Genomic DNA, 12,514 nt, shown 5'->3' with positions numbered 1-12,514 from the left:
CGAGGCCGAGCGCCGCGGCGCCGCGGACGAGCGCACCGACCCGGCGCTGGGCGTGGAGGATTCATCCGGCCGGCTGGTCGCGCTGGTCGATGCCACCGCCGCGGCCCGCGTGCCGGCCGAGCGGCGGCCCTGGGTGCCGGTGGACACGGTGGCCCGCGACGTCGGCGGGATCACCGCGCTCAAGTCCGACCTGACCGGCGAGCAGGTGGTCCGAGCCGTGCAGGCGTACCCGCGTGCGCAGTACCTGGTGGTCTCCGGGGAGGATGTGGTCGGCGTCCTGAACGTCGCGGACCTCGCGGCGGTGCTGGAGCCGAGGAAGACCGTGACCCCCGCGAAAGAGAGATCGTGACCACCGGACCGTTCGAAAAAGGCGACCGCGTGCAGCTCACCGACCCCAAGGGGCGCATGCACACCATCGTGCTCGAGCCCGGGAAGGCGTATCACACGCACCGCGGGGCGCTCGAGCACGACGACCTGATCGGGCTCGAGGAGGGCAGCGTCGTCACCTCGGCGGGTGGGACGGCCTACCTGGCGCTGCGGCCGTTGCTGTCGGACTACGTGCTGTCGATGCCCCGCGGGGCGCAGGTGATCTATCCGAAGGACGCGGCGCAGATCGTCGCCATGGGTGACGTCTTCCCGGGCGCCAAGGTGCTGGAGGCGGGCGCCGGGTCGGGCGCGCTGAGCTGCTCCCTCTTGCGCGCCGTCGGGGCCGGGGGAGAGCTGCACTCGTACGAGCTGCGACCGGATTTCGCGGCCATCGCGCGCAAGAACGTCGAGGCGTTCTTCGGCGGCCCGCACCCGGCATGGCACCTGCACGAGGGCGATGTCGCGGAGGCCGCGGAGACCGGTTTCGACCGGATCATCCTGGACATGCTGACCCCCTGGGAGGCGCTCGACATGGTCGAGCGGGCGCTGGTGCCGGGTGGGGTCTTCATCGGGTACGTGGCCACGACGCCCCAGCTGTCCGAGCTGGTCGAGGCGTTGCGCGAGCGCGGCGGCTGGACCGAGCCCCGGGCCTGGGAGTCACTCGTGCGCGACTGGCACGCCGAGGGCCTGGCGGTCCGCCCCGATCACCGGATGGTGGCGCACACCGCCTTCCTGGTCTCCGCCCGCAAGCTGGCGCCCGGCGTCAACGCCCCGCCACGCCGGCGTAAGCCCAGCAAGGGCGCCGAGGCGTACGCCCTGCGCAAGGCCGCGCGAGCCGCTCTGGCGGCGGAGGCCGACGCCGACTGAGCCCGGTAACGCTTAGGCGGGGTGTGAGCGCGTGGTGCAAGTCGGGTAGTTTTCCTCGCGGGGCGGCGGAAGGTGAAGCGGGAGGATCGGGTGGGCGCGATGAGTTCTCCGCCGTTCGGCGGCAGCAACGAGATGCCGGCGGTCTTCCCGGACTGGTCGCCCTACCAGGACCTGGACTCGGCCGCCCGCGCCTACCTGCGCGACCCCGAGGTCGCGCTGGACGCACTCTTCGGGGTCCTGCGCGGCGCCGAGGTGCTCTGCTTCACCCTCGAGCGGTTCGTGAACGAGGTGAACGGCGTCTGGCAGGAGGTCGTCATCTGCGACGGCAGCCGGCTGGTGCTGTGGCACGGCGAGGACGTGGCGCCCGGCGACGGCCCGGTCGGCTCGATGACCTCGTCGCTGCGTGTCGTCCCGCTCTCCACGGTCACCGAGGTGGGCTGCCGGCGGCGGCTCACCCGCACCTCGGCGGGTCAGGCGCGGGTCGACAGCATCGACGTCTATCTGCTGCTCAGCTCGGTCGACGACGCGGTGCCGCCGCCCGGGATGGCCGAGGAGGAGACGCGGGCCGCGTTGCGGCACGACGCGCTGCGCTTCGGCAAGACGCTCGACGACGGTGGCCCCGGCCAGATCCAGCGGCTCGAGGAGTTTTCGCGCGTGGTGGCGTCTTTGGTCGGACGTCCGACGCTGTGAGATTTGCCCCACGCGGGGTCAAGCGGCCCGTAAGACGCTCGGGCAGCGGGTCGGACACGCCTCAGCCGGCGTCCGGGCCGGCCACTTCCACGTCGTCGCGGCTGCGCACCACGTGGATGCAGTCGCCCGGGCACTCCTTGGCGGCGTCGATCACCTCGAGCCGCAGCCGCTCCGGCACGTCGGTGCGCACTCCGGGGGATTGCAGCAGCTCACCGGCACTGTCCTTGACGTAGGCGAGGCCGTCGATGTCGAACTCGAAGACCTCCGGCGCGTACTGCACGCAGAGCCCGTCGCCCGTGCACAGGTCCTGATCCACCCAGACCTGCAGCTGGTCGGTCTCGGTCTCCGTGGTCACACCATGCCTCCCCATCACACGTACGCCTCCGAGGTTACCCGAAGCCGTACGCGGGCACCCGTTCCGCAAGATCAGGATCATTACGACCGTGTAAGGGTGCGAGTCGCATAGGACGAAATCGGCCGGACAGCGGTTAGTGTTATCTCCCAAGACGTTCGAGCCCCCGGGGAGGTGGGACGTGGCACGTAGCGACGAGGCGTCTGGCGCCGCACGTTGGGAGAAAGAGGCCAACGATCTCTCCAGCCAGGTCGCGTTCCTGCAAGAGGAACTGGCCTTGGTACGGCGCAAGCTGACCGAAAGCCCCCGACACGTCCGTCAGCTCGAGGAACGGCTCGCGGCAACGCAGGCGCAGCTGGCCCGGCTGACCGAGAACAACGACCGGCTCGTGGCGACCCTCAAAGAAGCCCGGGCTCAGATCGTCACTCTCAAAGAGGAGATTGACCGGCTCGCCCAGCCGCCCAGCGGCTACGGCGTATTCCTGGCCGCCCATGAGGACGGCACCGTCGATGTCTTCACGGGTGGTCGCAAGCTTCGGGTCGCCGTTTCCCCCAGCCTCGAGGTCGAGGAGCTGAAGCGGGGCCAAGAGGTCCTGCTGAACGACGCGTTGAACGTGGTGGACGCGTTCGGGTACGAGAAGGTCGGCGAGGTCGTCCTGCTCAAGGAGGTCCTGGGCAACCCGATGGGCGGCCCGGGCGACCGTGCGCTGGTCGTCTCGCACGCCGACGAGGAGCGGATCGTCCACCTGGCCGACTCGCTGGAAATCTCGAAGCTGCGGGCCGGCGACTCGCTGATGATTGAGCCCCGCTCGGCGTACGCCTACGAGCGGATCCCGAAGAGCGAGGTCGAGGAACTGGTCCTGGAGGAGGTGCCCGACGTCGACTACACCGACATCGGTGGCCTGCACTCCCAGATCGAGCAGATCCGCGACGCGGTGGAGCTGCCGTTCCTGCACGCCGACCTGTTCCGCGAGCACCAGCTGCGCCCGCCCAAGGGCATCCTGCTCTACGGCCCGCCCGGCTGCGGCAAGACGCTGATCGCCAAGGCGGTGGCCAACTCGCTGGCCAAGAAGATCGCCGAGCGGCGTGGTGAGGAGAAGCACACCAGCTACTTCCTCAACATCAAGGGCCCCGAGTTGCTGAACAAGTACGTCGGCGAGACCGAGCGGCACATCCGCCTGGTCTTCCAGCGGGCGCGGGAGAAGGCCGGCGAGGGTACGCCGGTCATCGTGTTCTTCGACGAGATGGACTCGATATTCCGTACCCGTGGCTCCGGCGTCTCCAGCGACGTGGAGAACACGATCGTGCCCCAGCTCCTCAGCGAGATCGACGGCGTCGAGGGCCTGGAGAACGTGATCGTGATCGGTGCCTCCAACCGTGAGGACATGATCGACCCGGCCATCCTGCGGCCCGGCCGGCTCGACGTGAAGATCAAGATCGAGCGCCCGGACGCGGAGGCGGCGAAGGACATCTTCGCCAAGTACATCCTCAGCGGCCTGCCGCTGAGCACCGACGACCTCGCCGAGCACGGCAACGACCGGGACGTCACGGTCGCGGCGATGATCGAGGCGGTCGTCCTGCGGATGTACACGGAGTCCGAGGAGAACCGCTTCCTGGAGGTCACCTACGCCAACGGTGACAAGGAGGTCCTGTACTTCAAGGACTTCAACTCCGGCGCGATGATCCAGAACATCGTCGACCGCGGCAAGAAGATGGCGATCAAGGAGTTCCTCACCTCGGGGAAGAAGGGGCTGCGGCTGCAGCACCTGCTCGACAGCTGCGTCGACGAGTTCCGCGAGAACGAGGACCTGCCCAACACGACCAACCCCGACGACTGGGCCCGGATCTCCGGCAAGAAGGGCGAGCGGATCGTCTACATCCGCACGCTCGTCTCCGGCGGCAAGGGCGCCGAGGCCGGCCGGTCCATCGAGACGGCCAGCAACACCGGTCAGTACCTGTAACGACGCTCGTCGACGGGCGGAGGGGGTCACCCCCTCCGCCCGTTCGTCGTTGAAGAGCCGTGCACAGGCTCGGATGGCTCGACGCGCTCCGCGGGTGGGCCGCCGCGACGGTCGTGGTCTTCCACCTCGGGCCGTGGCTGCTGGGCCAGGAGACCCACATGGCCGTCTTCCGGTTCCTCGACTTCGGCCGATACGCCGTCCTGCTGTTCTTCCTCGTCAGCGGATACGTCATCCCGATGTCGCTGGAACGGCACGGGTCGCTGCGACGGTTCTGGATCGGCCGGGTGTTCCGCATCTACCCGGCCTACCTCGCCGCGATCGCCGTGCTGATCCTGACCACCGCGGCGATCCCCAAGGCGCTCACGACGCCGCTCGGCCTCATCGGGCACGCCACGATGCTGACCGACCTCTTCGGCCTGCGGGCGGCCGTGCGGCCGTTCTGGACCCTCACGTACGAGATGGTGTTCTACCTCGCCGTCACGGCCCTCTACGCCCTGCGGTGGCACCGGCGCAGCGCCCTGATCGCGACCCTGCTCGCCGTCGCCGGGGCGGTCACCTCGGCGAAGACCCCGATGCTGCTGGCCGTGATGTTCGCCGGGACGGTCGTCTACCGGCTGCGGCAGGGCCAGATGGCACACGTACCCGGCGGCATCGCGCTCGTCGTCACCTTCTCGGCGCTGACCACCGCGGTCTCCTGGCCGACGGCGGTGGCCGTCGCCGCGACCTTCACGGCGTTCTTCGCCATGCGCGAACGCCGCATGCCGGCGGTGCTCACCGGCCTTGGCACGATCAGTTACTCGCTGTACGTGCTGCACGTCGTCGTGATGCTCGCGTACGCGCGGCTGATCCCTCGGCTGACCGAGCGGCCCGCCGAGATCAGGCTGGTGGCGGCCGCCGCGTGCCTGGCCACGGCCGTCGGGGCGGCGGTTCTCGCGTACCGCTGGATCGAAAGCCCGGCCCAGGCACTGGGCCGGCGATTGGGCCGGCGGCTGGCGACGCAGCGTGCCGCGCCGCGCACGGCCAGACGCGAGAACGCAACGGGAAGCGTCTAGGCTCGATACAAGGGCACGGCATTCCAGCGGCGGGTGGAGCAACAGCATGAGCGTTCGACGGATCATGGGCACCGAGGTCGAGTACGGCATTTCGGTCCCCGGGCAGCCCGGCGCGAACCCGATGGTCACCTCATCGCAGGTGGTCAACGCCTACGGCGCCCGCCCCGAGCTCACCCGCGGCGGCCGCGCCCGGTGGGACTACGAGGAGGAGTCGCCGCTGCGGGACGCGCGGGGCTTCACCTACTCCGGCGCCGCCTACGACCCCGCGGACGCGCTGGCCGACGAGGATCTCGGGCTGGCCAACGTGATACTGACCAACGGCGCCCGCCTCTACGTCGACCACGCGCACCCCGAGTACAGCACGCCCGAGTGCACCAACCCGCTCGACGTCGTCCGCTGGGACAAGGCGGGCGAGCGGGTGATGGCCGAGGCCTCACGCCGCGCCGCCACCATCCCGGGCACCCACCGGATCCAGCTGTACAAGAACAACACCGACAACAAGGGCGCGTCGTACGGCTCGCACGAGAACTACCTGATGCGCCGGCAGACGCCGTTCGCGGACATCGTCGCGCATCTGACACCGTTCTTCGTCACCCGGCAGATCTTCACCGGCGTCGGCCGCGTCGGGATCGGCCAGGACGGCTCCGGTTCCGGCTTCCAGATCTCCTCGCGGGCCGACTTCTTCGAGGTCGAGGTCGGCCTCGAGACCACCCTCAAGCGGCCGATCATCAACACCCGCGACGAGCCGCACTCCGACGCCGACAAGTACCGCCGCCTGCACGTGATCATCGGCGACGCGAACCTCTCCGAGATCGCCACCTACCTCAAGGTGGGCACCTCGGCGCTGGTGCTGGCCATGATCGAGGAAAAGGTGTTCACCGGCGAGCTCGGCATCGCCGACCCGGTCAGCGAGCTCAAGGCGGTCAGCCACGACCCGTCGCTCAAGCACCTGATGCGGCTGCGCGACGGTCGCCGGCTGACCGCGCTCGACCTGCAGTGGGCGTATTTCGAGCGGGCGAAGGCGTTCGTCGACGAGCGGTACGGCACCGACGTGGACGACCAGACCGCCGACGTGCTCACCCGTTGGGAGGACGTTCTCGACCGGCTCGGCCGCGACCCGATGACCTGCTCCGACACCCTCGACTGGGTGGCCAAGCTCCGGCTGCTCGAGGGCTACCGCGAGCGCGAGGAGCTGCAGTGGTCCTCGCCCAAGCTGCAGCTGGTCGACCTGCAGTACGCGGACGTGCGGCCGGAGAAGGGCCTCTACCACCGCCTGGTGGCCCGTGGCTCGATGAAGACGCTGCTCTCCGAGGAGTCGGTGAAACGCGCGATGGTCGAGCCGCCGGAGGACACGAGGGCGTATTTCCGGGGTCGCTGCCTCGCGCAGTACGCGTCCGAAGTGGTCGCGGCGAGCTGGGACTCGGTGATCTTCGACGTGGGGCGGGAGTCGCTCGTGCGGGTGCCGATGATGGAACCCGAGCGCGGCACCAAGAAGCACGTCGGGGCCCTGTTCGACAAGTGCGAGAGCGCGAAGGATCTGCTCGAGGTCATCACGAGCCGCTAGCGCGTTCTGTCGTAGGGGCGAGGTAGGTTTTCAAGCATCCGCTGAGCGGGCGGGGATGAAGGGGGAGCCGAGATGGCAACTCGAGACACCGGTGGCCAGTCGCAGTCCGGCAAGGGCAAGCGCGACGAGGAGATCGAGGACGTCACCACTGAGGCCAACCCCGAGGTGGCCGAGCGGCACGCCGAGATCACCGAGGACGTCGACGACCTGCTGGACGAAATCGACTCGGTCCTCGAGGAGAACGCTGAAGAGTTTGTCAGGGGCTATGTACAAAAAGGGGGAGAATGATCCTAAATGTCCGATTCGCCGGGCGCGGGGGATGGCGTGCGGATGTGCCGCGACTGCGGCGAGATCAAGCCTCTCACTGACTTTCACATCAGTCCTGAGCGCAAAGACGGCCGAGGCAGCTACTGCAAGGATTGCTTCAACGTCCGTTCCAAGCGCAGCTACGCGAAGCGCATCAAGCAAACGCACGGACGGGACGTGCGGGAAGCCGTCGAGGTCCCGGACGGCTACCGCTGGTGTCCCGACTGTTCAGCCGCCAAGCCGTTGGCGGAGTTCCCAAGAAACGCTAGTGGCCGCGGCGGGCACGGCAGCTACTGCAAGCCGTGTCACAACGCGCGCGGGAAGGCCAACCTGGACCGCCGTGGCGGTTCCAGGGAGTACCACTTGCGGCGGCGGTACGGCATCGGTCAGTCCGAGTTCGACGAGTTGCTGGCGGCCCAAGGTGGCCGCTGCGCCATCTGCGGCACGGACAACCCCGAACACGTTGATCACGATCATCGCACCGGCTGGGTACGCGGGATACTGTGCTTCAACTGCAACGGCGGCCTGGGGCAGTTCCGGGACGACCCTGACTTCCTGGCCAGTGCGATCACGTATTTGAAGGGAACCACGTGGCAGCGGCTTTCGATCCATCCGGGCGTCTACCGGATTACTTCACCAACTCGGGGACTTCCTCCTTCACGCAGTTCTTGAGTCAGGCCGCGCCCGAGCTGCTGCCGGGCCGCCGGCCGCTCCCGCCGGGGCTGGCCGCGGCCGACGTCGCTCCGCACGGCACCACCATCGTCGCCCTCGCCACCAACGAGGGCGTCGTGATGGCCGGCGACCGGCGGGCGACGATGGGCAACCTCATCGCCAGCCGTGACATCGAGAAGGTGCATCCGGCGGACGCGTATTCGCTGATCGGCATCGCCGGGACGGCCGGCATCGGCATCGAGCTGATGCGCGTGTTCCAGGTCGAGCTGGAGCACTACGAGAAGATTGAGGGCATCGCGCTCTCCCTGGACGGCAAGGCGAACAGGCTGGCCGGCATCGTCCGCGGCAACCTGGGCGCGGCCATGCAGGGCCTGGCCGTCGTCCCGCTGTTCGCGGGCTTCGACCTGTCGCCGTCCGACCCGGCGCGCCCGGGCCGCATCTTCAGCTTCGACGTGGCCGGCGGCCTCTACGAGGAGACCGGCTACGACGCGGTCGGTTCCGGCTCGCTGTTCGCCAAGTCCGCGCTGAAGAAGCGCTACCGGGCCGGGGTGAGCACCGCGGACGCGATCGTGCTGGCCGTCGAGGCGCTCTACGACGCGGCCGACGACGACACCGCGACCGGCGGGCCCGACGTGACCCGCAAGATCTACCCGGTGGTGATGACCGCTACGGCGGACAGCACGCACCGGCTGACCGAGGACGAGATCTCCGCCGTGGCGGAGGCCGTCGTCCAGCGACGCATGGAGAACCCGGGCGGCTGACAGCCCGCCGACGAGCGAGAAGGAGCAGCCACCCGTGGCCATGCAGTTCTACGCATCACCCGAGCAGGTCCAGAGGGACCGCTCGGAATACGCCCGCAAGGGCATCGCACGCGGCCGGTCAGCGGTCGTGCTCTCGTACAGCGGCGGGATCCTGCTGGTGGCGGAGAACCTCACGTCGCTACGCAAGATCAGCGAGCTGTACGACCGGATCGGGTTCGCCGCGGTCGGGCGCTACAACGAGTTCGAGAGCCTGCGCCGGGCCGGGATCCGGATGGCGGACGTGAACGGGCTCGCGTACGACCGGCGCGACGTGACCGGGCGGGCGCTGGCGAACGCGTACACGCAGACGCTGGGCGCGATCTTCTCCGAGACGCAGAAGCCGTACGAGGTGGAGATCTGCGTGGCCCAGGTGGGCGCCACGCCGGAGGCCGACGAGCTGTACCGGATCACGTACGACGGTTCGGTGATGGACGAACCCGGCTTCATGGCGATGGGCGGCCAGGCCGAGGCGATCGCGGCGGTGCTGAAAGACCGGCACGACGCGAGCGCGGACGCCGGCGCGGCCCTGAAGCTGGCCGTGGAGGCGCTGGGCAGCGTCGGCGGGGAGAACGGGACCCGCCGCGAGCTCGGGGCCGCTCAGCTCGAAGTGGCGGTGCTGGACCGCAGCCGCAAGGGCCGTGCGTTCCGCCGGATCGTCGGCGCGGCGCTGGAAAGCCTGCTCGAGGGCGGCAAGGACGTGCCGGAGAAGGAGACGGGCGCGGGGGGCGACACCGAACCGCCGGCGCCGGCCGAGGGCAAGCCGACCACGTCCGCGGCCTCGTCCGACCTCGAGGGCGAGACGAAGACCGACTGATTTCTCGAAGACGACGACATATCTGCTGGTAGAACGGCAGTCTCGCGCTCAGCGCCGGTGAAACGTCCGGCCGAGACTGCCGTTCACCCGTACCGGACGGTTAGTGTTTCGTCATGGAACGGCGAATTTTCGGCCTCGAAACCGAGTACGGCGTCACTTGCACCTACCGGGGTCAGCGGCGGCTGTCTCCGGACGAGGTGGCCCGCTACCTTTTCCGCCGTGTGGTGTCCTGGGGACGCAGCAGCAACGTGTTTCTCCGCAACGGCGCCCGCCTCTACCTCGACGTCGGTTCCCACCCCGAGTACGCGACTCCCGAGTGCGACTCGGTCACCGATCTGGTCGCCCACGACCGGGCCGGCGAGCGCATCCTCGAGGGTCTGCTCGTCGACGCCGAGAAGCGGCTGCACGACGAGGGCATCGCGGGGGAGATCTACCTCTTCAAGAACAACACCGACTCGGCCGGCAACTCGTACGGCTGCCACGAGAACTACCTCGTCAGCCGGCACGGCGAGTTCGGCCGGCTGGCCGACGTGCTGATCCCGTTCCTGGTCACCCGCCAGCTCATCTGCGGCGCCGGCAAGGTGCTGCAGACCCCGCGCGGCGCGGTCTTCTGCCTGTCGCAGCGCGCCGAGCACATCTGGGAGGGCGTCTCCAGCGCCACCACCCGCAGCCGCCCGATCATCAACACGCGCGACGAGCCGCACGCCGACGCCGAGCGCTACCGCCGCCTGCACGTGATCGTCGGCGACTCCAACATGAACGAGGTCACCACCCTGCTCAAGGTCGGCAGCGCGGACATCGTGCTGCGCATGATCGAGGCCGGCGTGGTGATGCGCGACCTGTCGCTGGAGAACCCGATCCGGGCCATCCGCGAGGTCAGCCATGACACGACCGGGCGCCGCAAGATCCGGCTGGCCAACAACAAGGAGGTCAGCGCGCTAGAAATCCAGCAGGAGTATCTGGCGAAGGCCACCGAGTTCGTCGAGCGCCGCGGCGGCGACCCGACCGCCAAGCGTGTGGTCGAGCTGTGGGGCCGGGTGCTCAACGCGATCGAGAGCGGTGACCTCGACCCGGTCGCCCGCGAGATCGACTGGGTCAGCAAGCTGAAGCTGATCGAGCGCTACCAGGCGAAGCACCAGATCCCGATGAGCCACCCGCGGATCGCGCAGCTCGACCTGGCGTACCACGACGTGCGCCGCGGCCGCGGCCTCTACGCGCTGATGGAGAAGCGCAACCAGGTCGACCGCATCTCCAACGACCTGGAGATCTTCGAGGCCAAGGAGACGCCGCCGCAGACGACCCGCGCCCGGCTGCGCGGCGAGTTCATCCGGCACGCGCAGGAGAAGCGGCGCGACTTCACCGTCGACTGGGTGCACCTGAAGCTCAACGACCAGGCGCAGCGGACCGTGCTGTGCAAGGACCCGTTCCGCGCCTACGACGAGCGGGTGGAACGCCTCATCGCCAGCATGTGACGAAGTGTCCGGCTGGGGCTTTGTCTCATTCGCGGGCGGGTTCTAGGCTGTCCGCGCGATGACGAAGCCCCAGCCACCGGATAAGCCGCGGGAGCGCACCTCCGAGGATGCGCCGCGCGGCTTCATCGAGCGCCGCCGCGAGCGCATGCGAGCCGAGATCCGCCGTAACCGCGAGGGCAACCACAGGGTCCCGACGTGGGTCATGGCGGTGGCCCTGATCCTCCTCGTGGGCACCTGGCTCTACTTCGTCATCACCGTGTAGATCAAGAGCTTTCCGTTCCCACGTCCGTCGGGGTGCGGACCGTATGCTCCCGCGGGCACCGGGCGGGGGCCCACCATGCGGTGGCCCGCGCCCTGCCGGGTCCGTGCGCGCAAGCCCGACGGCCGCGAAGCGGCCTGTGGGCGGGCAGCGAAAAGTGCGCCCAAGCCCGACGGCCGCGAAGCGGCCTGTGGACGGGCCGCGAGAAGTGTCGCACCGGCGCAGTAATCTCCTGCCCACCCAGTGCCGGGGTGGGGGAGGCGGCGGGCCCCGGCGCGCGGTCCCGCCATTGCCCTGGTTATTGGCGCAGGGCGGGGGCCGCGGCTTCGGTGCGGCCCGTCAGGAGGAGCAGCAGGGCCAGCGCCGGGCCGGAGGCTTCCGGGCCGCTGCCGACCGTCCAGTCGGTGTCAGTGGCGCGGAGGGTGCGGCCGGCGAGCCTTCGCCGGGCGCGGAACGGCCAGTTCATCGCCCAGACGCGGTCGAGGCCGTCGCGGCTGTACTCCGGCGGCACCGGGAAGTCGATGCCCAGCGGCACGGCGATGTCCTGGCTGTGCACTGCCACGTCGAAGAGCGCGTCGCGGCTGTCGAGCGCCGCGGCGGTGTGCCGGCTGCCGGCGTGCGCGCGGATCGCGGCGATGATGTCGCCCGGGTCGGCGGCCGCTCGCCGTTTGGCCATCAGCGTGTTGATGCGGTGCGGGTTGAAGCCCGCCCGCGGCGCGGCGGTGAGCATCTGCCCGGTGGTGATGGTCGGGACCAGCGCCAGGTGGCCGGCCACGTCACGAACCGTCCATCCGCGGCACAGCGACGGGGCCTCCCACTGCGCCGGGGCCAGCGACGCGAGGAGGTCGGCGACCTGCATGCGCATCGCGCGGACCGCGTACCAGTAATCCGCCTCCTGCATCGCCCACCTCCGATGGTCCGAATCTCGGACCAGATTAGTACGAAGTTCGGACTTCTGCAATCATGACCTCGTGGCGGAACTCAATCTGGGCCTCCTGTTGTTCATCCCGTACCGGTTCATGGAGTCGGCGGTCCTGGCCGAGCTGAAGGCGCACGGCCATGACATCCCGCTCAACCAGGCCCGCGTGTTCCAGCGGATCGCCCCGGGCGGGTCACGGCTCGCCGAGCTGGCGGAGGCCGCGCAGGTCAGCAAGCAGACGGTGGGCTCGATCGTCGACCAGCTCGAGCGGGCGGGCTACGTCCGGCGGGTGCCCGATCCGACCGACGCACGTGCCCGCCTGGTCACCGTGACGGCCAAGGGCCAGGAGCTGGTGGAGATCAGCCTGCCCGTCGTGCGGCGGATCGAAGCCGAGTGGGAGGCGCACCTGGGGCGGGAGGAC

14 protein-coding genes and 1 pseudogene are annotated in these 12,514 nt (G+C 69.4%); 13 read left to right on the top strand and 2 right to left on the bottom strand.

What is annotated here, in order from left to right:
* From AB0M20_RS08390 to AB0M20_RS08380, 3 genes and pseudogenes are all read left to right on the top strand, one after another.
* Positions 1-349: pseudogene (locus tag AB0M20_RS08390) on the top strand (peptidase M50); the annotation flags it as partial.
* Positions 346-1,233, top strand: a complete 888-nt coding sequence (locus tag AB0M20_RS08385) for a tRNA (adenine-N1)-methyltransferase (protein ID WP_364295819.1) — start codon at positions 346-348, stop codon at positions 1,231-1,233. The pseudogene AB0M20_RS08390 and the gene AB0M20_RS08385, both read left to right, overlap by 4 nt.
* 99 nt (positions 1,234-1,332) lie before the next feature.
* Entirely contained in the window at positions 1,333-1,923 is a 591-nt protein-coding gene (locus AB0M20_RS08380) for a hypothetical protein (protein ID WP_364295816.1), read from the top strand.
* A gap of 61 nt (positions 1,924-1,984) precedes the next feature.
* Here AB0M20_RS08380 and AB0M20_RS08375 read toward each other — a convergent pair whose 3' ends face one another.
* On the bottom strand, positions 1,985-2,278 hold the full coding sequence (locus AB0M20_RS08375; RefSeq protein WP_364295813.1) for a ferredoxin: 294 nt from the start codon (positions 2,276-2,278) through the stop codon (positions 1,985-1,987).
* Positions 2,279-2,456: 178 nt separating this feature from the next.
* Here AB0M20_RS08375 and arc point away from each other — a divergent pair, with 178 nt between their 5' ends.
* The 9 genes from arc to AB0M20_RS08330 all read left to right on the top strand — a co-directional run bounded on the left by arc (position 2,457) and on the right by AB0M20_RS08330 (position 11,177).
* Entirely contained in the window at positions 2,457-4,235 is a 1,779-nt protein-coding gene (arc, locus tag AB0M20_RS08370) for a proteasome ATPase (RefSeq protein ID WP_364295810.1), read from the top strand.
* Between the two features lie 59 nt (positions 4,236-4,294).
* The gene (locus AB0M20_RS08365; RefSeq protein ID WP_364295808.1) at positions 4,295-5,287 is read left to right on the top strand and encodes an acyltransferase; all 993 of its coding nucleotides are present in this window, start codon (positions 4,295-4,297) and stop codon (positions 5,285-5,287) included.
* Between the two features lie 46 nt (positions 5,288-5,333).
* Complete coding sequence (dop, locus tag AB0M20_RS08360; protein WP_364295805.1) at positions 5,334-6,851, top strand: depupylase/deamidase Dop; 1,518 nt, start codon at positions 5,334-5,336, stop codon at positions 6,849-6,851.
* A gap of 72 nt (positions 6,852-6,923) precedes the next feature.
* Positions 6,924-7,139, top strand: coding sequence for a ubiquitin-like protein Pup (locus tag AB0M20_RS08355; RefSeq protein ID WP_023364349.1), 216 nt, complete (start codon positions 6,924-6,926; stop codon positions 7,137-7,139).
* Between the two features lie 6 nt (positions 7,140-7,145).
* Positions 7,146-7,829 (top strand): endonuclease VII domain-containing protein, encoded by a 684-nt coding sequence (locus AB0M20_RS08350; protein ID WP_364295802.1) that lies wholly within the window; start codon positions 7,146-7,148, stop codon positions 7,827-7,829.
* Positions 7,748-8,590 carry a proteasome subunit beta gene (gene prcB / locus AB0M20_RS08345; RefSeq protein WP_364295799.1) on the top strand — a complete coding sequence of 281 codons (843 nt, stop codon included), beginning with the start codon at positions 7,748-7,750 and terminating at the stop codon, positions 8,588-8,590. Before AB0M20_RS08350 ends, prcB begins: the two co-directional genes overlap by 82 nt.
* Before the next feature lie 34 nt (positions 8,591-8,624).
* Positions 8,625-9,443: a proteasome subunit alpha gene (prcA, locus tag AB0M20_RS08340; RefSeq protein WP_364295796.1), complete on the top strand. Its 819-nt coding sequence runs from the start codon at positions 8,625-8,627 to the stop codon at positions 9,441-9,443.
* Between the two features lie 113 nt (positions 9,444-9,556).
* Entirely contained in the window at positions 9,557-10,915 is a 1,359-nt protein-coding gene (gene pafA, locus AB0M20_RS08335) for a Pup--protein ligase (RefSeq protein ID WP_364295792.1), read from the top strand.
* Between the two features lie 58 nt (positions 10,916-10,973).
* A complete protein-coding gene (locus AB0M20_RS08330; RefSeq protein WP_364295789.1) occupies positions 10,974-11,177 on the top strand; it encodes a hypothetical protein in 204 nt (67 codons plus the stop codon).
* A gap of 295 nt (positions 11,178-11,472) precedes the next feature.
* Here the strand turns inward: AB0M20_RS08330 and AB0M20_RS08325 are convergent, their stop codons facing one another.
* Positions 11,473-12,075 (bottom strand): maleylpyruvate isomerase family mycothiol-dependent enzyme, encoded by a 603-nt coding sequence (locus tag AB0M20_RS08325; protein ID WP_364295786.1) that lies wholly within the window; start codon positions 12,073-12,075, stop codon positions 11,473-11,475.
* A 70-nt stretch (positions 12,076-12,145) separates the two neighbouring features.
* On the opposite strand from AB0M20_RS08325, the gene AB0M20_RS08320 reads away from it, so the two are divergent.
* A partial coding sequence (locus tag AB0M20_RS08320; RefSeq protein WP_364295783.1) for a MarR family transcriptional regulator occupies positions 12,146-12,514 on the top strand: 369 nt, incomplete at its 3' end.

This window comes from Actinoplanes sp. NPDC051633 (assembly GCF_040681735.1).
GTDB lineage: Bacteria > Actinomycetota > Actinomycetes > Mycobacteriales > Micromonosporaceae > Actinoplanes.
Note: the sequence above shows the minus strand (reverse complement) of the source record. Positions and strands in the feature narration are given on the sequence as shown.

Coding starts and splice junctions, on each gene's coding strand:
- AB0M20_RS08350 (WP_364295802.1), top strand. CDS start 7,146: ATGTCCGATTCGCCGGGCGCGGGGGATGGCGTGCGGATGTGCCGCGAC.
- AB0M20_RS08355 (WP_023364349.1), top strand. CDS start 6,924: ATGGCAACTCGAGACACCGGTGGCCAGTCGCAGTCCGGCAAGGGCAAG.
- AB0M20_RS08380 (WP_364295816.1), top strand. CDS start 1,333: ATGAGTTCTCCGCCGTTCGGCGGCAGCAACGAGATGCCGGCGGTCTTC.
- AB0M20_RS08330 (WP_364295789.1), top strand. CDS start 10,974: ATGACGAAGCCCCAGCCACCGGATAAGCCGCGGGAGCGCACCTCCGAG.
- dop (WP_364295805.1), top strand. CDS start 5,334: ATGAGCGTTCGACGGATCATGGGCACCGAGGTCGAGTACGGCATTTCG.
- AB0M20_RS08325 (WP_364295786.1), bottom strand. CDS start 12,075: ATGCAGGAGGCGGATTACTGGTACGCGGTCCGCGCGATGCGCATGCAG.
- pafA (WP_364295792.1), top strand. CDS start 9,557: ATGGAACGGCGAATTTTCGGCCTCGAAACCGAGTACGGCGTCACTTGC.